The sequence below is a fragment of the Pseudomonas sp. Ag1 genome (genome assembly GCF_000278565.1).
In the GTDB taxonomy this organism is placed as follows: domain Bacteria; phylum Pseudomonadota; class Gammaproteobacteria; order Pseudomonadales; family Pseudomonadaceae; genus Aquipseudomonas.
The window spans coordinates 1-21186 of record NZ_AKVH01000069.1 but is presented as its reverse complement, the minus strand read 5'-3'; the positions used below and the strand labels follow the sequence as shown (position 1 = coordinate 21186).

Here is a 21186-nt window from a genome sequence, read left to right as displayed (position 1 = left end):
CGGTCACTCAATGGTTCAGCAACACGTGGCTGGCTACTATCGCGCGCGAAGGATTGAGGGTCTACCTCGACTTTCGCAGCCCCCACGCTCATCGGATAAACCGCCTTACAAGGCATCGCGTTCTTTCCCGTGATAAACGCGCAGGATATCGGCCACCACCGCCAGAGCGATTTCCGCCGGGGCCTTGCTGCCCAGATCGAGGCCGATGGGCATGTGCAAACGGGCAATCTGTTCATCCGTCAGACCACCGATGCGTTTGAGCCGCTCGGCGCGTTTGGCCGAGGTTGCCTGAGACCCCATGGCGCCGATGTAAAACGCTGGAGTGTGCACCGCTTCCATCAGCGCCAGATCATCGATTCGCGGATCGTGAGTCAGCGCCACCACCGCGGTCGCCGCATGGCAACCACCGGCGGCGATGAACATCGAGGGCAGCACGCGTTGCATCTCCACGCCTTCGAGCTGGATATGCAGCATCTCTTCCCGGGGGTCGCAGGCGATGACTTCGCAGCCGATGGCGCGGGCGAAACTGGCGCAGACTTCCGCGACCGGCGACAGCCCGGCCAGAATCAGTCGTAACGCCGGGCCAACACTGATGCGCACCCTTTCGTCGACGACTTGCACCCGCTCGCTGCCGTGTCCGGTGTCTGCGTCCAGGCGCAAGGCACCGTTGCTCAGCTCGACGTGACGCAGCAGACGGCGCTGGCCCAGTAACGCCGCTTGCAGACTCTCCAGGTGCGCGGTCCATTCGAGACTGGCAGCACGGTGCTCGACCAGCACGATCAGCACGCCACCACAGGGCAATCGTAGACGGTGGCGTTGCTCGACGCTGTCGCCATAACTGACGATCTGCGCCGGTTCGCGTAACTCACCGCGTGTCAGGCTTTCGAGAAACTCCTCTTCGACGCAGCCACCCGACAGCGAGCCGACGTGTTCGCCAGAGCCATTGGTCACCAGCATCGCACCCGGCGCACGCGGCGCCGAGCCATAGGTGGAGAGCACCGTGCACAGCCACTGGGCCTGCCCGGCGCGAGCCCATTGCAGTGCCTGGTCGATCACCTGAACATCAAGATGACGCATGTTTTCTGTACCTCAAGCAAAGCGTGGTGCTGCATGCAGGGTTACGTTTACGGTAACCTTCGAGCAATCTTGTTCAATCGTTGATTCAACATGTCGCCACAACAATTTTTGCAACTTGGGCCGCTGCGCCTGGAATATCGCCATCTGCCTGCGGCTGACCCATCGCGACCGACGCTGGTGCTGCTGCACGAAGGTCTCGGCAGCGCCGACCAATGGAAAGACTTCCCCCTGCGCCTGGCCCAGGCCAGCGGTTGCGGTGTGGTCACTTACAGCCGTCAGGGTTATGGGCAATCGAGCCCGGTAACCCTGCCGCGTCCGCTGAACTACCTGAGCAGCGACGGCCCTCGTGAACTGCGGCAATTGCTCGATGCCTTGCAACTGCCGCAAGTGGTCTTGCTCGGTCACAGTGACGGTGCATCCATCGTCCTCGCCTATGCCGCCGCCAACGATCCGCGCGTGTTGGGCAGCATTGCACTGGCGCCTCACGTGATTGTCGAGACCGAGAGCCTCGATGGCATTCGCCATACCACCGAGGTTTGGCATCAGGGCGAATTGCGCGAACGCCTGGCACGCCACCATGGGGCCAATGTCGACGGCGCTTTTCACGGTTGGAGCGACAGTTGGTTGCACCCGGACTTTTCCCTGGACGATCTCGAAGCGCAGTTGGCTTATATCGAAAAGCCGTTGCTGGTCATTCAGGGTCGCGAAGACCACTACGCCACACCCGAGCAACTGGAGGTCATCCAGCGACAGGTGCCTGGACCGTGCCGCTGTGTGTTGCTGGATAACTGCCGGCACTTTCCCCAGACCGAAGCGACCGAGCGGACCTTGCAATTGATCTGCGAATTCCTGGAGCGCCTCCCCGCCTGAATGCACCGAACGTGACTCAACCATCGACCACCTCATCCAGCGTTGCTACGCGCTCCGGCCGTTCGCGCCAGCGACGGACGACACCCAGTTCGATATCGAACATATCCAGCACTCGTCCCACGGTGTGATCGATCATGTCTTCCAGGCTGGTCGGCTTGGCATAGAACGCTGGCACTGGCGGCGCGATCACTGCACCGAGTTCAGCCAACTCGGTCATGCTGCGCAGGTGATTGCGGTGCAGTGGCGTCTCGCGAACCATCAGCACCAGGCGCCGGCGCTCCTTGAGCACCACGTCGGCGGCGCGGGTCAGCAGTGTTGAGGTCACGCCGCTGGCGATCTCCGACAAGCTGCGTATCGAACACGGCGCGATGATCATGCCCATGGTTTTGAACGAGCCACTGGCAATGGCCGCGCCGATGTCCTGATTGACGTAGCTGACGTCCGCAAGGGTCTTGATCCGGGACCAGGACATTTCGGTTTCATGGGCCAAAGTAATCAGCGCCGATTTGCTGACCACCAGATGGGTTTCAATCGGCGTGTCGCGCAACAGCTCCAGCAGACGCACGCCATAAACGGCGCCGGAGGCACCGGAAATTCCTACGATCAGACGCTGCGGTCGGGTATTACTGGGAGCGCTCATAGTCGCCTTCCTCTATCGGACCTTCTTTATAGAAATGGATGGTGTCGAGTGCGGTGGTCATGGTTTTGCCGATCATCTCGATGAACAGCATTGCCGCCGGGGTCAGTGGTCGACGGGCGTCGTGCACACAGACCATGCGCCGGCTGATCCCTGGCGCGGCCAGCGGATAGGCGCGCAACGCGCCTTCGTGCAATCCGCGATGCAGCACGGTTGCCGGCAGCACGCTGACCCAGTCGCTACGACGCAAGAAGTCTTCGATGACCGCCAGATCGTCCACCTCCAACTGCGGGGTGACTTCAATGCCCTGGGCGGCAAGGTGTTGGTCGATCACCCTGCGCAACCCGTGACGACGCGAGGGCAGCACCAGTTTGAACCCCGCCAGACTGGCCAACGGCAATGGCAACGCTCCGTTGAGGCGATTGGCTGCACCGGTGGCGACCAGTAACTCCTCATCGAAGATGTCGTGGCCGATCAAGTGCTCATGCTGGAAGCTTTGGTTGATGACCGCGAAATCCAGCACACCGGTCAGGACCTTCGCGATCAGTTCCTGGCTGTAGCCCGAGGTGACGCGCAGTTCGACCTGCGGGTGATGCTCGACAAAATGCGCCAGAGTGCTGGCCAACGCGTTGTTGGCGGCAGACGCGATCAGCCCTGCGCTGATGCGTCCGCCAATCTGGCCACCACGGTCGATCAGGGTCTGACGCGCCGCAAGCAGTTGGCCAAGGATCGGCATGAACAAGCGATAAGCCTGATCTCCGGCCTCGGTCGGCGCCATGCCCTTGGAGCTGCGCTCGAACAACGTCTGCCCGAGTTCTTCCTCAAGCCTGGCGATCTGCATCGACAACGCCGGTTGCACGATATTCAAGCGCTGCGCAGCCCGGGTGACGGAGCCCTCTTCGTAGAGACAGGTGAAATACTTCAGATGACGCAGCTCCATAGTCACCCTCGCGTTTGCGCTCAATTGAGCGTGCCGACGTTCTGATAAATGTGTTTGAGCTCGCTGAAATCCAGCAGCGCATCGACACCATGCAAGCGCCCCAGACCGCTCTTGCGGTAGCCACCGGTTTCCGCCTCGGCGAACAACTTGTTGTGGTCGTTGAGCCACACCGTACCGTTGCGCAGTGCCCGAGCGACACGCCAGGCGCGAGCGCCCTGCTCGGTCCAGACACTCGCGGACAGACCGAACTCGGTATGGTTGGCGCGCGCTACAGCCTCGGTTTCGTCTTCGAAGGACTCCAGTACCAGCAACGGGCCAAAAATTTCTTCCTGACAAAAGAATGCGCTGCTGTCGCGATGGGCGATCAGCGACGGCGCGAGAAATGCGCCTTTGCTCAGTTCACCCTGCGGGCGACCTCCGGCCAGCAGCACTTCGTCACAGCTGTCCAGCGCCTCGCCAATGCGCCGCTCAACGCTGTCCCGGGATTGCCAGTCGATCAGCGGTCCCATGTTCTTCGCTGGATCGAGGCCATTACCCAGGCGGATCTGCCCCAGTGCGGCGCTCAGCGCGGTTTTCATTTCGGCGAAACGGCTGGCATGCACCAGCACGCGCCGGGCGGCAGTGCATTGCTGGCCAGAGATAATGGTGGCCGCCGCCGCCAGTTTCGGCGCGATGACGGCGACGTCGGCATCTTCAAAGACCAGGCAGCAGGACTTCCCGCCCAGCTCCAGGGAGAGTTTTTTCATGGTCGCCGCGGCGTCGCGCATAATGCGCTGGCCGGTAGCGGTCGAGCCGGTGAAGCTGAGCACATCCACCCGCGGCGAAGACACCAAATGTGCGGCCCCGGCATGCCCGCTCTCGGCGAACAGATTGACCGCCCCTGCCGGTAGGCCTGGCAACGCGAACAGCGGTTCGAGCATCGCAGCGTTGAACAGCGCGGTCTGCGGCGCGGGTTTGATCACCACTGTGCAACCCGCCGCGATCGCTGGCGCCAGAGCACGCACCAGCAGCACCGCCGGGGCATTCCATGGAATGATCAACCCGGCCACCCCGGCGGGTTCGCGCAGCATGCTGGAGAACTCACCGGGCGCCACTTCGAGCATGTGCCCCGGGTTATGCCGGGCCAGGCCGGCGTAATAAAGAATCTCGGAAATCGCCCCGCCGATCTCCCCTCGGGACTGCACCAATGCCTTGCCGTTCTCGCGGGTCAGCAACTGCGCGAGTTGTTCCTGACGCGCCTTCAGACCGGCAGCCCACTCCAGCAATAGCTGCTGACGCAGGCGTGGATTCTGCGCCCATTGCGGGTCGTTGAAGGCTCGGCCAGCAGCTGCCACCGCAGCTTCAGCTTCGGCCTCGCCGCCGTCGGCAAAGCACCCGATCAGCTCACCGTTTGCCGGGTCGAGACTGTCGGTCCAGCGATCCGCAGCGGTCCATTGTCCATCGATGAAGTGTTGGCTTTGCATGAATCCTCCTTGAATCAATGGGTCACCGAACCGCCGTCGACCACAAGGGTCTGGCCGCTCATGAAATCACTGTCGGTGCTGGACAGAAACAGCAGCGCGCCGATCAGATCCTGCGGCACCGCTTCGCGTTTGATGCAGCGGCTGGCAATGTTGTTGCGCACGATATCCCCGGCCCAGGCGGCATTGGCCTGAACGTTGGCGCTCATGGTCAGGCCGGGCGCCAGGCAGTTGCAGCGGATGCCGGCGTCGCCGACTTCGCGTGCTATCGAACGTGTCAGGGCAATCACCGCGCCCTTCGACGCGACATAAGCCGCCATCATCGGCGCGCCTTTGAAAGCCGTTGCCGAGGCAATGTTGACGATCTTGCCGTAGCCCTGACGGCGCATCACCGGCATTACCGCCTTCGCACACTCGAAGGAGCCGCGCACATTGACCGCCATGATCCGGTCCCATTCCGTCGAGCTGGTCTGCTCGAAAGGTTTGAGTTCCAGGGTGGCGAACAACGCGGCGTTGTTGATCAGCACGTGCACACCGCTGAACTGCGCCACGGCTTCCTCGACCATGGCTTGCACCGCGGCACCGTCGGTCACGTCGCAAGCGATTGCCAGGGCCGTACCGCCCTTGTTGCGGATCGCAGCAGCGGTTTCGTCAGGCGCCTTCAAATCGCAAAGCACCACCTTCGCGCCCTCGGCCGCCAGGGCCTGGGCATAAGTGGCACCGATGCCTTGCGCGGCACCGGTAATGATCGCGACTTTTCCATTCAATCTGCTCATTGCGTTTTCCTTTACTTGAAGTTGCCTTGGGTTTCCGGAATCACCACGCTGCCGATCAGGTAGATCACCGACAGGCCGGCGGCGAAAATCGCCAGCACCACGGGAATCTGCGCGGGGCTGCTGCTGAACAGGGACACAAAGGTCGGCATGGTTCCGCCGAGGGCGAAACCGATGTTCCAGGACAACCCGGTGCCGCTGGCGCGCAGCTCGGTGGTGAAGCGCTCGTTGAGGAAGATCAGGATCGGCGCGATGATCGCCCCGCCCATGAAGGCGATGCCCACGCAATACAGCGCGGTTCGGCTCAGCGAGCCCGGTTCGGCGACACCGAGGAACAACATCGGCAGACCCACCAGGTTGATCACACCCAGCAGCATGAAGGTCTTCTTGCGACCGATCAGGTCACTCAAATAGCCGAAGGCCAACGCCCCGACAATCGTTGCCACCGAGCCGTACATGAGCAATTGCGATGTCTGCGTATGGGGCACGTTGGCCACCACGTTGAGCAATGTCGGCAGATAACCGCAGGCCAGGTAATACGTGGCACCGCCGCCGAACGTAATCAGCAGATTGACCAGCATCACGCCGCGGTACTCGCGACCAAACAGACGCTTGAGTGGCGACACGACCACTACCGCCGGCCCCTTGGTTTTGCGGGCTTGTTGCAGTTGCTGCCAGACCGGGGTTTCTTCCAGGTAACGGAACATCACCAGACCGAAAAACGTGCTGAGCAGGCCGCAGAAGAACATGAAGCGCCAGCCCCATACGTCAAATTCCTCCCCGGGAAATATCTCCGACAACACCAGATAAGTGACTGACGCCAACAGCGCGCCCATGCCGGCACCGGCGCCACCGATCAACCCGGACATCAAGCCGCGATAGCGCGGCGAGATGGATTCGGTGCCGATGGTGTGAGTGGAGGCAACGATGCCGCCAACGAAAACGCCCTGAATCACCCGCAATACCAAAAAAAGTACCGGGGCCAACACCCCGACCTGGTGAATGGTCGGCAACGCGCCAAACAGTGCCGTGGAAATACCGACGCCGACCATCGACACCATCAACGCACGCTTGCGGCCGTGTTTGTCGGCATACGCGCCGAAGATCGCCGAACCCAGCGGACGCACCAGCAAAGCCACGGCGAACGAGGCATACACCGCGGCCAGCGACAGTGTCGGGGTTTCCGAGGGGAAGAACATGCGGCCGATGATCGGCGCCACGTAGAGCAGAATGAACAGGTCAAACAAATCCAGCGCCCAGCCGAATGTCGAGGCAAATGCCGCCAGCAAGGCCTTGCCCGGTGGAATCTGCGGTGTATCGGTAGCGACGCTGGTTGGCGGTGCAGTTGTTGTCGTGGTCATGGTTGCCTCACACAAGACGTGTCTTGAGCTGGTTGGAGCTATCGGGAACAGGCCGCTGAACACCAGCGGCCGCCGGTTTCAATCGTGCGTCTGGAGCACGCGTTGCCAGTCCTGCGGGGCCGCGTGCGCCACCTTGTCGAGTTCGACTTCCTGTTGGCCCGGCACCTGGATTCGTTTGAAGCGCATGGTCGGTGCCGACAGCGGCACCGTGGCGTCGTAGCCCATTTTCGAGCCAACACCGTCACGGGTGGACGGGTCGAGTTTCGAGCCCTGGGATTCTTGGATCAGCACCAGGTCGCGGTCGGCCTGGAAACGGGTGGCAATCGCCCACTCGACTTCGGTGGGGTTATGAATGTCCACATCCAGATCCACCACGGTGACGTGCTTGATGTCGTAGTGACCGCCCAGCGCGCCGAGGATGACGTTTTTGCCCTCGCCCTCGGAGCGTTTGTCGATCTGCACATAAAGGTGATAACGACACACTCCACCCTTGCTCAGATGCACGTCACGCACGCACGGAAAGCTGCGGCGCAAATGCGCGAGCATGGTCGCTTCACGCGGGATGCCGCCGAGCAGCAAGTGCTCCAGGCCGCCGCCGACGATGGTGTGAAAGATCGGGTTGTGACGATGGGTTACGGCGTCGACTTCGATCACATGTCGCTCGGCACGCTCGCCGTAGTACTGCGGAAACTCGCCGAACGGCCCTTCCATCTCCCGCGCCTTGGCCAGCAACCGGCCCTCGATGACGATCTCGGCGTCGGCAGGCACGCGAATCTGATGGGTCACGCAGCGCGTTACCGCCAGCGGACGGCCATGCAGCGCGCCGGCGATTTCCAGTTCGTCGTGATCGATCGGCACGATGGCCTGGGACGCCAGCAAGGTCAGCGGATCAGCACCAATGACCACCGCCACGTCCAGATCCTCACCCAGCGCCTCGACTTCCTGAAAGAAGGCCAGCGCATGGCGTGGCAGCAGCAATGCACCCAGTCGATTTGGGCTGCTCACCTGCAAGCGGTGAATCGAAACGTTCTGCACCCCGGTGCGCGGGTTGCGGGTAATCAGCAGGCCAGCGGTGATGTAAGGGCCGCTGTCGTGCTCGTTGTGAGTGGGAATTGGTAGCAGTTTGTTCAGGTCGATCTCGCGATGCACCACTTGCTGACAAGCTGCATCGCTGACTTCGCGCCACGGCAGCGGATTGAGGCTGGCCGCCTCGAAACGCGCCAACACTTCAGCGGACTCCACGCCCATTGCCTCGGCCATCCACTGCCGGTCGGACAGCAGGCCGGAAACCACCGCAATCGAGTGGCCGCCAGGCTGGGGAAACAGTGAAGCGCTCTTGCCGTCCAGACGATTAGCAATCGCTGCAACGCCGAAACGCAGGTCCACGCCGGGACGGATCATTGCCAAACGCTGCTGGCGCTGTAAATGTTCGAGCCAGCCACGCAGGCTGGCGCCTGCTGGCAAGTCCCCGGCCATGTCGGCTTCGGGGGTGGAAAGGGTCACAGGCTGCATGGCCTTACCTCGTCATTATTGTTTTGGTGGCATGCCCGGTCACCCGACGGCATGCCCGTTTAATTCGTTGGGGTTCAGCTTCCGGTTGCGCTCGTACTGATGGGGATGGCGCTGTCGGCGTGTTCGGGTTTGCCGCCTCGCAGCAAATGGCTCAGGGTCATGATCACAAGTGGCGTGGCCAGCGCGATGTAGGCATTGTCGATGCCGTAGGGATTGCCCATCAGGAACCAGCCGATGGTGATGATCAGTGACGCGATGATGCTGATGAACGCCCCCTGCCGCGTGCCGAATGTCGGCGCGTAAAACACCATCAGCACCAGTACCGCGAGTGAGGCACGCAAGGCCTTGGCGAGGAAGGTCACCACCAGAACGTCGGAGGCGTACAGCGCCAGCGTGATGGGGAGCAGGCCGGCGATGATGGTCGCGGTCCGGGCAAAATTGAGGTTCTTGCGATCATCACGTTGTGGGTTGAAGAACGGCTGATAGAAGTCCTTGAGCAACAACGTGGCGATGCCCATGGTTAGCGCGGCCATGGTGCCGAACAGCGCCCCGGCCAGTCCTGCAACGACGATCCCGGCCATCCATTCGTGCATGTGCCCGAGGATTTGCGGAAAGGCCTGCAACGAGGGAATCTGCGGAAACAGCACCGCGCTGCACATTCCCACCATCGCAGCGATCAAGCCGTAGGGAATCAACATCAATGCGCAGTAGAAACTCGCGTGTTGGGCCTTGCGCCCGTCGCTGACGGTATTCACCGCCTGCACCACGTACTGGGTGGCGAACGTCGCGCCGATACCGGCCACCAGCCAGGCGAAAATCTTCGGCCAACCGACGTTGCCGACTTCGAACATCGGCGCTGGCAGTCGCGCCACCAATTCGCCCATGCCGCCAACCTTGCTCAAGGCAAAACCCAGGGCGAGGATGATCCCGGCGTACATCATTATCGCGTGCAAGACGTTGGTGTAGATTACCGAACGCATGCCGCCGATGCCGACGTACAGCACCGAAACAATACCGACGATGATGATCGCCGACGTCCGCTCGATACCCAGCAAAGTCGCGAGCACTGCCCCGCCGCTGGCATAGATCGAGACCGCAACGATCGACAGCGCACAGATCATGATCACTGACGTGGCGAAGCGTACCGGCTCGCCGTAAGTGCGGGCCAGCGCCCCGGAAATGGTGTTCTCGCCGAGGTCCTTGTACTTCTTCGCCAACAGCATGGAGAAGATCACGAAACCGACGCCCAGGGCGGCGATGTTCCAGGCTGCGGAAATGCCATAGGTGTAACCCGCCTGAGCCGTACCAATGCTCGCGGTAGTGCCGATGAACTCGGACATCATCAGAAAACCGATCAGCACCGCCGGGAAGTCCTTGCCTCCGGTAGTGAAGTTTTTCGCACTTTGTGTAGAGCGTCGAACCCAGAAACTGATCAACGCCAAGACCACCATGTAGGCGGCCACGATGGTTAATACCAGCCAGCTAGAAGCCATAAGTGGAACTCCGATTTTTATATTTATTGGACGGATTTCGGTGCAGCCGATCTCACCCTAAGAGCCCTGCAGCGGGTTTTCTATTAACGAATATTGATGCGCCCTATCAGTTTCAGTGAAGGGGCGGCAGGCCCTGCTCCGTAGGGGCGCACACCGTTGCCGACATGCTCCCGGGCCTGCTCGCCGGTACGCATTTACTCGCCGGTGAACACTGCCGGACGCTTGCTGTGAAACGCTTCGACGCCTTCCTTGAAGTCCTTGGAGCTGCGCAGACGGCTGTAGCAGTGACCTTCCATTTCGATCGCGACGGTCAGCGGCGCATCTTCGTTGTCGTTGATCAATTTTTTCGCCGTGCGCTGAGCCAGCGGCGAGAAGCGCCGCAGTTCATCTGCCAGCGCATCGACGGTGCTTTCCAGTTCGGTATCCGGCACGACCTCGGTAGCGATACCCCAGGCATAGGCCTGGTCGCCCGTGATGCGTTTGGCACGCATCACCATGTGCTTGGTGCGGGTGATGCCGATGATTTTCTGCAGGCGTGCGGAGCCACCCGAGCCCGGGATCTGACCCAGGTTCTGCTCAGGCAAGGCGTAGCGAGTGGTTTGCGACGCAATGCGGAAATCGCAGGCCAGGGACAGTTCGAAACCGACACCGAAGGTGTAACCACGGTTGGCAACGATCACCGGTTTTTCGCAACGTGCCGGTGCCGCAACGTTCCAGGCCAGCTTCGAAACGTGCTCCGGCGAAGCTTCAAGGAAACCCTTGATGTCGCCGCCGCTGGAGAAGTGTTCGCCCACCGAGCGCAGCACGATGACGCGCACGTCTTTGTGTGCATCGAGGGCTTCGAAGACCAGACGCAGTTGATCGCGCTGGCCCATGGAAATGACGTTCAACGGCGCCCGGTTGAGGATGATGTCGGCGCGCTCGCGGGACACATCGACTTCAACCTGGAAGCCATCGAACTGAGTATCGAGAAATTGCTGGATCGCTTGTTGTTGCATGGGAGTGTCCTCTGGATGATTAGCTGATGGCCTTCAAGGCCTGTTCCTGAAATTGGGCCAGCAGCACGCGTCGCAGCACCTTGCCCACTGGAGATTTGGGAATCTGATCGATGAACTGGTAGCGCCGTGGCCGCTTGAATTTGGCCAGGCCCGAAGCGATGCAATGGGCATCGAGGTCGCATTCCGAGACCTCGGCGCGCAGCTTGATAAACGCAGCAATGATCTTGCCCCACTGCTCGTCCGGCAGGCCGACCACCACCACTTCTTCCACTGCCGGGTGCAGGGAGAGCATGTTTTCGATTTCCGCCGGGCTGACGTTTTCGCCGCCGGTGATGATCAAGTCATCGACGCGACCCGTGACGAACAGATCGCCCTCCAAATCGAAGTAGCCGATGTCACCGGTGAAATACCATCCGTCACGCAACGCCTTGGCGGTCGCTTCGGGACGGTTCAGGTAGCCTTCGAACGCCTCGTCACTCGCCAGGTCGGCGATGATCTGGCCCTCCTCCAATGGGTTGGCCTGCACGTCCACCGTTTCAGCATCGATCGGCACCACGCGCACTCGCTGGTTCATTGCACTGCGCCCTGACGAGCCGGGTTTACGGCTGGCCTGCTGGTCGATGGTGAAGGTGTAGATCTCCGAACTGCCGTAATGATTGACGAACAATTGCGGCTGGAACGCCTGCTCGACGCGACGCATCAAGCCATCGCTCATCGGTGCGCCGGCAAAGCCAATTTTCTCCACACTGGCTACTCGCTCGCGGGCAAAGGCCGGGTGTTCGATGAGCATGTGGTAGAGCGTCGGCACCAGGTATAGGTTGGTGACCTTTTCCCGATCGATGGCTTGCAGCGTGGCTTCCACGTCGAACTTCGGCACACAGACGAAATGTCCGTCGATCAGCGCCATGGACAGCAACGAACGCACGCCCATGGTGTGGTAAAGCGGCATGACACCCAGCGTGCACTCGCTCTGGCGGTAGAGGTTTTGCGCTACGTGGGCAACCGCCGCGGCGCGTTCGGAACGGTGCCGACGGGGCACCCCCTTGGGCTTGCTGGTGGTGCCGGAGGTGTACAGCAGCAGTGAAAAGTCTTCGGCGTCGGCCTGCAAAATGATTCCGGACGGGGTCTGCGAACACAGTTCCTCGAAACTCAGGTCGGTGTCGACGGCACGGATACCGGCGGCGATCCGTGGCAGCCTTGTGGCGGCGCTGCAACCGGCCACCGCGGCCACCGTCGAGTCGTCGTAAGCCAGTGCACGGATTTGTGCATCTTCGATGCAGTAGCCCAGCTCATCGGCAGTCGAGCGCCAGTTCAACGGGGTCATGACGATGCCCGCAAACTGACAGGCCCAATGCAGAGTCGCCATCTGCCAGCGGTTCTGCATCGCTACCAGCAGTCGGTCACCCCGCTGCAGCCCGAGGCGTTGCAAGCCCCGAGCTGCGCTCTGGATATCGACGAACCAGTCTTCATAGGTTTTCTTCAACGCACCGTCACTGACCGCCACGGCGTGCGGTCGGCGTTCAACGGCAGCGAGGAAGCTGCGTCCGAGATCGAACATTATTGTTATACCCCTTTGTTCGTTTGGCGCTGGGCAGCGACTTCGAGCACAGCCTGGACGATGCCGGTGTAGCCGGTGCAGCGGCATAGATGCCCCGAAAGCATGTCGCGTACCTGGGTCTCGTCCGGGTTGGGTACCCGTTCGAGAAAATCCACGCAGGACATGAGAATGCCCGCAGTGCAAAAGCCACACTGCAAGGCGTGATGACGGCGAAAGGCTTGTTGCAGGTCGCTCAGTGTGTCGTCGTCGGCCAGGGACTCGACGGTCTCGATACGCCGTTCGTGCCCCTGTACCGCGAGCATCAGGCAGGAACGCATGGCGACCCCGTCCACCAGCACCGTGCAGGCACCACAGACACCGTGTTCGCATCCGACATGGACACCAGTAGCACCGAGGTCGTGGCGCAGGAAGTCGCAGAGTTGGGTCCGCGGTTCGGCCAGCGCTTCGCGGGGGCGGCCATTGAGTTCCAGGCGAATCGCAAAGGTTTGTTCGGCAGTTACACGCATGTTCAGACTCCTTCGATCAGCTGGTGACCCAGCTCGCGAATCAGTTGGCGGCGATAGGCAGCGCTGGCGTGCACGTCGTCTTGTGCATCGAGCGACCAGGCGGTTTGATTGAGCGCGTCCGGCAGCGCCGCACCACGAGGCAGACTGCGACGTTGCGGACGGTCGGCGACCCCGCCGATGCCGAGTTCGACCTGGTCCGTGCCGATGGCTGCGGCCAGGGAGACAATTGCAAAGTCGCCGTGGCGCATGGCGATTTCGCGGAAGCGATAGGTGATGCCTTCGCGCTTGAGCGGAAAACGCACCTCGACGACCAATTCATCTGCACGCTTGTCGGTGGTGAGAATGCCCTGGAAGAAGTCGGCAGCCTTGACGATGCGCTGGCCTTTTTTCGACTCGAGGACGATCTCGCCGCCCAGCGTCACCAGGCACAGCGGCAACTCGGCGCTGGGGTCGGCGTGAGCCACCGAACCGCAGACTGTGCCGCGATTACGCGTCTGGAAGTGGCCGATCCAGGGCATCGCCAGTGCCAATAAAGGCACCTCGTCCATCAGGGTCGAACGCGCCAGCAACTGCGCCTGTCGTACCCCGGCACCGACCGCCAGGCAATCCTTGCGCAGTTCGATATAGGCCAGCTCAGCCACATGATTGATATCGATCAGCAACTTGGGTTGCGCCAGGCGCATGTTCAGCACCGCCATCAGCGATTGGCCACCGGCGATGATGCGAGCCTCCTGGCCGTACTCGGCGAGCAACTCAACCACCTGACGACGGTTGCCAGCCCGAACGTAATCGAAAGCAGCCGGTTTCATTGCGCACCTCCCTTGCCAAACAGCGCGCCAAGCGAGGCCCGCAGCCGCGCCCACCAACCGGTGGAGATGGCTTGGCCACTGACCCGTTGCGACAGGCGAGTAAATATTTGTCCGATGATCACTTTCGAGGCCCCTTGCAACATTCGGCCGCCGACCGCCGCGACTTTGCCGCTGACCGCCACCTGGTATTGGTATTCCAGACGTGTGTGGCCATTTTCCAGTTCGACGAAACGCACCTTGGCCTGACCCTGGGCCGAACCCATCGAGCTGCTGCCGGAACCGGACAGACGCAATGAATGCGGAGGGTCCAGATCACTCAGGGCAACCTTGGCCTCGAAGCGCGCCCGGATCATGCCGACGCCGACGGTGACGTCTGCGCGGTAACGGTTTTCGCCTTCAAGCACGAGGTCGTGACAACCGGGAATGATCGCCGCCAGCGTCTGCGGGTCGAGCAAGGTATCGAACACCTGTTGCGGCGAAGCAGGAATCACCACCGAGTCGTTGGCCCGCAGTGCCGGTCCACCGGCAGATGCTGCGTCCAGATTTTCATCGGGCTCCATACCGGCGGGCCGTGGCGGCTCGTCGATGCCGATGAGCGTGCGTACTTTCGATGGCGTCAGTGGCAGACGAATGTCCGAGCGACCGAGGGCGTCGGCCACCGCGTTGGCGATGCACACCGGCGTGCTCATATTGTTGCCCTCGCCCACCCCCTTGGCGCCCAGCGGGGTGAATGGCGATGGCGTTTCCATGTGCAGGATCACCGGTTCGATCACTTCCGGTGCGGTCGGCACCAGATAATCGGCGAAGGTCCCGGAGAGGAAGCTGCCGTCCTCGCCATAAGCGAACTCTTCCATCAGCGCCGCACCGAGGCCTTGGGTGAAGCCACCACGAATCTGGCCATCGACCAGCGCCGGGTTGAGCAGGCGGCCGGCGTCATGGCAGGTGACGTAGCGATCGATGTGGATCTCGCCGGTCATGCGGTCGATTTCCAGCCCACAGATGTCGAAGACAAAGCCGTAGCACAGCGAGCTGTTGACCTGATCCTGGTCGTCCGGGGCCACCAATTGCGGCGGGCTCCAGAACGCGGTTTCGCGCAGACCGCCGCTTTCACCTTCCGGCAGCAGGCCCGGCGACCAGTGGGTCGCACCGGCAATCCGATGGAATGGCGCCACCGCCCCGCCATTGACCACAAAAATCTTGCCGCCGGCGAAACGAATATCTTCAGGACTGGCCTGCAATTGCTCGGCGGCAATCGCGGCGAGGCGATCGCGGATCTTCAGCGCCGCCTTGTAGACCGCACCGGCCACAGCACCGGCGAAGCGGCTGGAATAGTTGCCAGAGGCAATCGACCAAGCGTCCTTCTGGGTATCCAGCTCGACGTTGACCACGATGGATTCAAGCGCAACCCCAAGCACTTCAGCGACGACCTGAGCGACGGTGGTTTGATGGCCCTGCCCTTGCGGTGCCGAGGACACGTGCACACTGACGTCACCCAACGGGCCGACGTTGATGGTTGCGGTGGCGACAGCGCCGTTTTTCGGACCGGCTTTACGCCGCTCTTCGGGCGTCATCGCGGTGGTGATGTAGCCCATGTTGGAAATCGAAGGCTCGATGACGGCGGCATAACCGATGCCGTAGATCCGGCCTTCGGCACGCGCTTGATCACGGCGTTTGAGCAACTCGTCGAGACCGCCGTCATCCACCGCCAAGGCAATGCCGGCCTGGTAACTGCCGGAATCGAGCAACGCACCGGCGGCGGCGCGATAAGGGAAGGCATCGGCCGGCACCAGGTTGCGACGGATCACGTCCAACGGATCAAGCTTCAACTGCACGGCGATGTGTTGCAGCAGCCGTTCAAGGGCGAAATACACCTGCGGGCCACCAAAACCACGGTTCAGGCCGGAAGGGGTTTTGTTGGTCAACACCACTCGGTTGCGCACTTGCAAATTGCGGATCGCGTAGGCCCCCGTCAGGTTGCCGTGCATGCGGTAGAAAGTCGCAGGTTCAGGCGCTCTCAGGTAGGCACCACAATCGTCGATCTGGTCATAACGCAAAGCGGTGATGCGGCCATCTGCTTCTACCGCCGCTTCAATTTCGGTCACCCGATTGGTCGCCGAAGAAGCCCCCTGCAAATGTTCCAGACGGTCCTCGACCCACTTCACCGGTGCGCCGACCTTGCGTGACGCCAGGCCCATCATCACCACGTAAGGGAAAACCCCTTGCTTGATGCCAAAGCTGCCGCCGGAATCTTTCGGGGTGCGCAAACGCAAGCGGTTGCCGGGCACATTCAGTGCACGGGCCATGACTGTGTGCAACGCATAGGGACCCTGGAAATTAGCCAGCACGTCATAAATGCCGGTGGCGCGCTCGTACTGAGCCAGCACCACATAGCATTCAATGGGTGTGCAGGAACTGCGCGGAAACTTCACTTTGAGCGAGACCTTGTGCGGCGCCTGCTCGAACGCCTGCTCCGGCTCGCCATAACGAAAGCGCCGTTCGTTGACCACGTTGCTGCCGACTGCTTCGTGCAGGATCGGCGCCTGTTCGGCGGTGGCCAGTTCGGGATCGATGATCGGGGGCAGCGGCTCGTATTCAACGCGCACACCTTCGAGGGCGTCCTCGGCCAGATAGCGGCTCTCGGCGATCACCACGGCCACCGGCTCTCCGACATAACGCACCTTGTCCACGGCGACGCACCAGTGCTCCATCGGCTGACGCACACCCACCGGGAACGGCAGCGCCCAGCGTTTGACGTCTTCGCCGACCAGCACGCCGTGCACGCCTTTCATCAGCAGCGCTTTGGAAAAGTCCACCGAGGTGATCCGCGCATGAGCGTGGGGTGAACGAATGATCGCCGCATGTAGCGTACCCGGTGGGATTGCAGCGTCATCGGCATAGCAGCCGAGACCGCGCAACAATGCGGCGTCCTCGACACGGGCCTGACGGGCGCCGATGTGGCCGGTCTGGCTTTCGGTAGCAGGTTGGAAACTGGTCATTTTTTTCGCGGCTCTTGTTGTTATGCAGCGCGATAGCGTTAGAGCCGAGTGTGTGAGAAAGGCGCAGGGAGCGCCTTGCCTGGGGAGAGGGAGTTCTGCGTTGGGGTCTGAAAATTTGCCTTAGCGTCTGATTTTAAGGGCTGGGACTGGGCAGAATTTCCGGTCAGGGATGGGACGCGGGATGGCTCAGGAAAGCTTCGATTTCTGCATAGGGCATCGGTTTGGCAAAGTAATACCCCTGAAAAACATCGCACCGACTGCCCTTCAGGAAATCCACCTGAGACGCAGTTTCCACGCCTTCGGCGACCACCGTCAGGCTGAGGTGATGGGCCATGGAAATGATGCCTTGGGTGATCGCGGCATCGTGATGGTCGGTGGTGATTTCCTGGATGAACGAGCGGTCAATCTTGATCTTGTCGATGGGCAACCGCTTGAGGTAGCTGAGGCTGGAAAAACCGGTGCCGAAATCATCGAGAGCAATGCGCACCCCCAACGCCTTGAGCCGGTGCAACGTGTCGATCGCCTGTTCAGCGTTATGCAACAGAAGCGACTCGGTGATCTCCAGCTCCAACTGCTCACCACGGAGACCATGTTTCTCCAGGGTGGCTTGGACACACTGGACGAAATTGCCACGCTGAAAATGCATCGGCGAAATATTCACCGCCATCGAAATGCCCGTGATGCCCTGCTCGCCTAGCTGGCGCAGCTGCGCGCAGGCCGTATCGAGTACCCAAAGGCTCAGCGGGATGATCTGACCACTGTCTTCTGCCACCGGCACAAACACCGCTGGTGAGATAAATCCTTTTTCCGGATGCTCCCAGCGCAGCAACGCTTCGATCCCGACTACCCGACACGTGTGCGCTTCTATCTGCGGTTGATAATGCAGCTTGAACGACTGAGTTTCGATAGCCTTCTGCAGGTCATTGCGCAGGCTCGCGTGCTCGCAAACGCGCTGATTAAGATCGCTGGTGTACCACTGAAAGTTGTTGCGCCCTTGCTGCTTGGCTTTGTACATGGCCATGTCAGCCTGCTGGATCAGCTGCATCGGCTGCTCGATGTGACCATCGCTCAGGGTGATGCCGACACTGGCACTTACGTGCAGGTCAATGCCCTGGATGCAGTAGGGTCTGGCAATGCTGGCCATCAATCGCTCCGTCACCGGTACAACGTCCTCATCACGCAGCAGGTCCGGCAGCAGCACGATGAATTCGTCACCGCCCATGCGCACGATGGTGTCACCGGGACGCACCTGCTGGGTCATACGCTGCGCCACCTCAATCAGCACCTGATCGCCGAAGTAGTGCCCGATCGAATCGTTGATGGATTTGAATCCATCCAGATCAATGCACATTACCGCCAAACGACGCTTGCGCCGACGACTGATGTGACAATCCAGAATAAGCCGATCTTCAAGAGAGACACGGTTAAGCAAACCGGTCAGCCGGTCATGGCTGGCGTTGAAGCTCAACTGGCGCTCGTAGTGCTTCTGCTCGCTGATGTCCCTGGCAACTCCGAATACCCCGACGATCTCGCCATTGACCATGATCGGCAGGTTGGAAATGTCCATGGTCAACAGCTTGTCGCTCACGTCGCGAACCCGGGCCTCGAAGCGCTGGGGCTCTCCGGTGCTGGCTGCAGAGAAATGCCGACTGACTCGTTGCAGGTCTTCTTCGACCACCAGATTGGCAAAGTGATGACCGATGAAGTCGGTTGCGGTGTGCGGCTTGAGCTTCAGGCCCGCTGGATTCACGCTCTGGATGTTGCCGGCCAGATCGAGGGCGAACACCGGGTTGGGGTTATAGGTGAACAAAGAACGAAAACGTTGCTCGCTTTCCTCCAGACGTTGGCCGTCACGTTCATGGCGGATCGCAATGGCTGCCAGTTGGGCCGCGCAGGCCAGTCGTTGAATCTGCGCCTCGTCCGGCGCATGGGCGCGGTTCTGGTACAGGGCAAATGTACCCAACACGCTTCCTTGATGGGAGAGCAAAGGCACCGACCAGCAGGAACGTAGGTTATGCCCCAGCGCCAGGCCGCGAAAACGCTCCCAGCTTGGGTCCCGGGCGATGTCTTCGGTGACCACCAGCTCGCGACGGAACGCTGCGGTGCCGCAGGTTCCTTCCTGTGGACCAATGGCCATTCCATGAATCGCCTGGCTGTATTCAGCTGGTAGACTAGGCGCCGCACCGTTCAGCAGGTGCTTGCCCTCGGCATCGGTGAGCAGTATCGAACAAAGCGTGTAAGGATCTTGTGCGTCGAGCATCAAACAGATGGCGGCAAGAATGTCGTCCAGTTGATGATTGGTCGCGATCATGCCGAGAATGTCACGCTGCGACTCGGGGAGAGCCACGCTGTGAAATCTCGTGCGGCGGGTATTCATGGTGGTTCCTGAGGACTGCCGAGACCATCCGATCTTCAAAGAGTCTGGAAAAGTGGGCGGCCGGGCACAATCCGCTCGCACTCCGGTCGCGCACTTTATAAAGCACCGACCTAGCCACAAAAAAGGCTCAGATCCACCATAAGAAACCGTATCAGATTGCTCCCATTCGGCTGGCTTCGCTGTCCTCAAGTCGCGGCAAAATTTCTCGGCCAACTTCTTCCACCACCTGAGCGGCATCGCGTTCGCCGTACTTGAAATTCGAAACCACATGGTTGACACACCGCACTCAGGCGTTCGAGAAACTGCAGGATCACATTGCACCCGGCGCGCAATATCAAGTGAATCGGGCTCGGTGGATGGTCGGGATGTTCGGCCATTTCGATGTAAAGCGACTGCACGAAAGGCTTGAACACACCCGGTGCATAAGCTGTTACCGCTGCCTGCCAGCGTGCGACCATTTCCGCCTGCAATTGAAGACCGCGTGGGTAAGTGATCCAGCCATCGGAATTACGCGCAATCCCCATCGGCTGACCGCTGTCCCGGTCACCAGCGTCGGCAGGTGACTGGCGGGCTTGGGTATCTCACACCGAACATTTCGCCGTAAGGGGATTGCAGGAACTCCACGGCCTCCTCCCCCCACTTCACGACCAACACCAGCCGGCCACCGGACAGGCACCCAAGCCGAGCGATAGCGACTTTGCGCCCCTAGGCCTGCTCGCCAACGACAGCTGCACACAAAACCTGCGCAATTAATGACCAGCACATTGCAAGCCCTGTATTCCGCAGTGCCTGGGTCATTATCCACAGATATACCCACGCCTTTTGTGGATAGCTTTGACACCTATACGCGCACTCCTCAGAAAAGCAGAGGGACTCTGCGGCCTGCGCGGCTCCCAATGGCTTTTCAATCCTGGAATCTCCAAGAAGAACCACCGGTACGCGGGAAGGCTCCGTCGGCCTGACGAGTACAAACTGATGGGCACCCTGTCGATGGCTTGAAAGAGAAGAACACCTTAGATACTGAAAGCAGCAAGAAAGGGCGACAACGTCGTCCTAAAAAACGTGCTAGAGAGCGCCAAAGCTGGCTTCAGCTCAACACGGAAGCGGTGAGGATTCCACCGAAAGCCAGACGATTTGTGGGAGTAAAACCGACAGAAAATAAAAAGGGGTCGCGAGATAAAATCTCGCAACCCCTTGAATTATATGGTCGGGACGGAGTGATTCGAACACTCGACCCCTAGCACCCCATGCTAGCGGGCGTTCTGAAACCCTTTACACAACAGCTGTTTACGTAGGCGCCCACTGCAATCGACGCCTAACGATGTTGGACTACGATTTACGAATCCCCGCAAATCTCCCTACAGGCGTTCACTCAGAAAATCCCTGCGCCCGGCGTCCTGCCGACCAAACGGAAACCACCATTAGCCAATAAATAGTGAGATACATCGTATGGCCGCGCTCGGCCAGACTGATCAGGTGGAGAAGGTCAAAAGAGCCTCCGAGAGGCCTTCTTCAAAATACCCAGACCTATGCCGTTCAACTACTGACGAAGGGCATGCCTCAATCGATCTGCTCGCAGAACAGATGGGCTAGGCCAACTGGACTATGATTGCAGGGTTGTACGGTAGGTTTGTGCCTACGGCTGATGACAAGCTGGTTCCGGAGCGGAACTGTTATGGTGAGATTCATCCTAGGCAAGCTCGCCTAAGCAAAGAACGCTAAACAACTCAGGGCGGTTGCAGGAGCTGAGTGCAACACAGTTACTGGATTGAGGCGGGAGCCTCGTGATGCTTGGCCATCAGCTCGGTCATGACCTCGA

The 21186-nt window shown here is 60.6% G+C and carries 15 protein-coding genes; 1 reads left to right on the top strand and 14 read right to left on the bottom strand.

All coding sequences use genetic code 11. The features are described from left to right. Positions 1-105: 105 nt before the first annotated feature. Positions 106-1077: an XdhC family protein gene (locus A462_RS27725; protein ID WP_008431737.1), complete on the bottom strand. Its 972-nt coding sequence runs from the start codon at positions 1075-1077 to the stop codon at positions 106-108. A 90-nt stretch (positions 1078-1167) separates the two neighbouring features. Between A462_RS27725 and A462_RS27730 the strand changes: the two genes are divergently transcribed. Next, complete coding sequence (locus tag A462_RS27730; protein WP_008431733.1) at positions 1168-1947, top strand: alpha/beta fold hydrolase; 780 nt, start codon at positions 1168-1170, stop codon at positions 1945-1947. A 16-nt stretch (positions 1948-1963) separates the two neighbouring features. On the opposite strand, the gene A462_RS27735 is transcribed toward A462_RS27730, so the two are convergent. The 13 genes from A462_RS27735 to A462_RS27795 all read right to left on the bottom strand — a co-directional run bounded on the left by A462_RS27735 (position 1964) and on the right by A462_RS27795 (position 19367). Next, the gene (locus tag A462_RS27735; RefSeq protein ID WP_008431731.1) at positions 1964-2587 is read right to left on the bottom strand and encodes a UbiX family flavin prenyltransferase; all 624 of its coding nucleotides are present in this window, start codon (positions 2585-2587) and stop codon (positions 1964-1966) included. Beyond that, the gene (locus tag A462_RS27740) at positions 2571-3524 is read right to left on the bottom strand and encodes a LysR family transcriptional regulator (protein ID WP_008431729.1); all 954 of its coding nucleotides are present in this window, start codon (positions 3522-3524) and stop codon (positions 2571-2573) included. The genes A462_RS27735 and A462_RS27740 overlap by 17 nt, the downstream gene beginning before the upstream one ends. 20 nt (positions 3525-3544) lie before the next feature. Beyond that, on the bottom strand, positions 3545-4987 hold the full coding sequence (locus A462_RS27745; RefSeq protein ID WP_008431727.1) for an aldehyde dehydrogenase family protein: 1443 nt from the start codon (positions 4985-4987) through the stop codon (positions 3545-3547). 14 nt (positions 4988-5001) lie between these two features. Further along, positions 5002-5760, bottom strand: a complete 759-nt coding sequence (locus A462_RS27750; protein WP_008431725.1) for an SDR family NAD(P)-dependent oxidoreductase — start codon at positions 5758-5760, stop codon at positions 5002-5004. A gap of 11 nt (positions 5761-5771) precedes the next feature. Continuing rightward, complete coding sequence (locus A462_RS27755; RefSeq protein WP_008431723.1) at positions 5772-7118, bottom strand: MFS transporter; 1347 nt, start codon at positions 7116-7118, stop codon at positions 5772-5774. Between the two features lie 78 nt (positions 7119-7196). Continuing rightward, positions 7197-8630: a UbiD family decarboxylase gene (locus A462_RS27760; RefSeq protein ID WP_008431721.1), complete on the bottom strand. Its 1434-nt coding sequence runs from the start codon at positions 8628-8630 to the stop codon at positions 7197-7199. 74 nt (positions 8631-8704) lie between these two features. Further along, positions 8705-10123 (bottom strand): sodium:solute symporter family protein, encoded by a 1419-nt coding sequence (locus A462_RS27765; RefSeq protein WP_008431718.1) that lies wholly within the window; start codon positions 10121-10123, stop codon positions 8705-8707. A gap of 194 nt (positions 10124-10317) precedes the next feature. After that, positions 10318-11121 carry an enoyl-CoA hydratase/isomerase family protein gene (locus tag A462_RS27770; RefSeq protein WP_008431717.1) on the bottom strand — a complete coding sequence of 268 codons (804 nt, stop codon included), beginning with the start codon at positions 11119-11121 and terminating at the stop codon, positions 10318-10320. A gap of 19 nt (positions 11122-11140) precedes the next feature. Continuing rightward, a complete protein-coding gene (locus tag A462_RS27775; RefSeq protein WP_008431715.1) occupies positions 11141-12679 on the bottom strand; it encodes an AMP-binding protein in 1539 nt (512 codons plus the stop codon). Between the two features lie 5 nt (positions 12680-12684). Next, positions 12685-13185 (bottom strand): (2Fe-2S)-binding protein, encoded by a 501-nt coding sequence (locus tag A462_RS27780; RefSeq protein WP_008431714.1) that lies wholly within the window; start codon positions 13183-13185, stop codon positions 12685-12687. 2 nt (positions 13186-13187) lie between these two features. Continuing rightward, positions 13188-13994: an FAD binding domain-containing protein gene (locus A462_RS27785; RefSeq protein WP_008431712.1), complete on the bottom strand. Its 807-nt coding sequence runs from the start codon at positions 13992-13994 to the stop codon at positions 13188-13190. Continuing rightward, a complete protein-coding gene (locus tag A462_RS27790; RefSeq protein ID WP_008431710.1) occupies positions 13991-16990 on the bottom strand; it encodes a xanthine dehydrogenase family protein molybdopterin-binding subunit in 3000 nt (999 codons plus the stop codon). Before A462_RS27790 ends, A462_RS27785 begins: the two co-directional genes overlap by 4 nt. Before the next feature lie 163 nt (positions 16991-17153). Then, positions 17154-19367, bottom strand: coding sequence for a bifunctional diguanylate cyclase/phosphodiesterase (locus A462_RS27795; protein WP_032898812.1), 2214 nt, complete (start codon positions 19365-19367; stop codon positions 17154-17156). Positions 19368-21186: the final 1819 nt, after the last annotated feature.

Bases quoted from the DNA above. Each gene is read 5' to 3' on its own strand.
- A462_RS27730 (WP_008431733.1), top strand. From the start codon at position 1,168: ATGTCGCCACAACAATTTTTGCAACTTGGGCCGCTGCGCCTGGAATAT.
- A462_RS27760 (WP_008431721.1), bottom strand. From the start codon at position 8,630: ATGCAGCCTGTGACCCTTTCCACCCCCGAAGCCGACATGGCCGGGGAC.
- A462_RS27785 (WP_008431712.1), bottom strand. From the start codon at position 13,994: ATGAAACCGGCTGCTTTCGATTACGTTCGGGCTGGCAACCGTCGTCAG.
- A462_RS27790 (WP_008431710.1), bottom strand. From the start codon at position 16,990: ATGACCAGTTTCCAACCTGCTACCGAAAGCCAGACCGGCCACATCGGC.
- A462_RS27775 (WP_008431715.1), bottom strand. From the start codon at position 12,679: ATGTTCGATCTCGGACGCAGCTTCCTCGCTGCCGTTGAACGCCGACCG.
- A462_RS27795 (WP_032898812.1), bottom strand. From the start codon at position 19,367: ATGAATACCCGCCGCACGAGATTTCACAGCGTGGCTCTCCCCGAGTCG.
- A462_RS27755 (WP_008431723.1), bottom strand. From the start codon at position 7,118: ATGACCACGACAACAACTGCACCGCCAACCAGCGTCGCTACCGATACA.
- A462_RS27740 (WP_008431729.1), bottom strand. From the start codon at position 3,524: ATGGAGCTGCGTCATCTGAAGTATTTCACCTGTCTCTACGAAGAGGGC.
- A462_RS27735 (WP_008431731.1), bottom strand. From the start codon at position 2,587: ATGAGCGCTCCCAGTAATACCCGACCGCAGCGTCTGATCGTAGGAATT.
- A462_RS27745 (WP_008431727.1), bottom strand. From the start codon at position 4,987: ATGCAAAGCCAACACTTCATCGATGGACAATGGACCGCTGCGGATCGC.
- A462_RS27750 (WP_008431725.1), bottom strand. From the start codon at position 5,760: ATGAGCAGATTGAATGGAAAAGTCGCGATCATTACCGGTGCCGCGCAA.
- A462_RS27770 (WP_008431717.1), bottom strand. From the start codon at position 11,121: ATGCAACAACAAGCGATCCAGCAATTTCTCGATACTCAGTTCGATGGC.
- A462_RS27780 (WP_008431714.1), bottom strand. From the start codon at position 13,185: ATGCGTGTAACTGCCGAACAAACCTTTGCGATTCGCCTGGAACTCAAT.
- A462_RS27725 (WP_008431737.1), bottom strand. From the start codon at position 1,077: ATGCGTCATCTTGATGTTCAGGTGATCGACCAGGCACTGCAATGGGCT.
- A462_RS27765 (WP_008431718.1), bottom strand. From the start codon at position 10,123: ATGGCTTCTAGCTGGCTGGTATTAACCATCGTGGCCGCCTACATGGTG.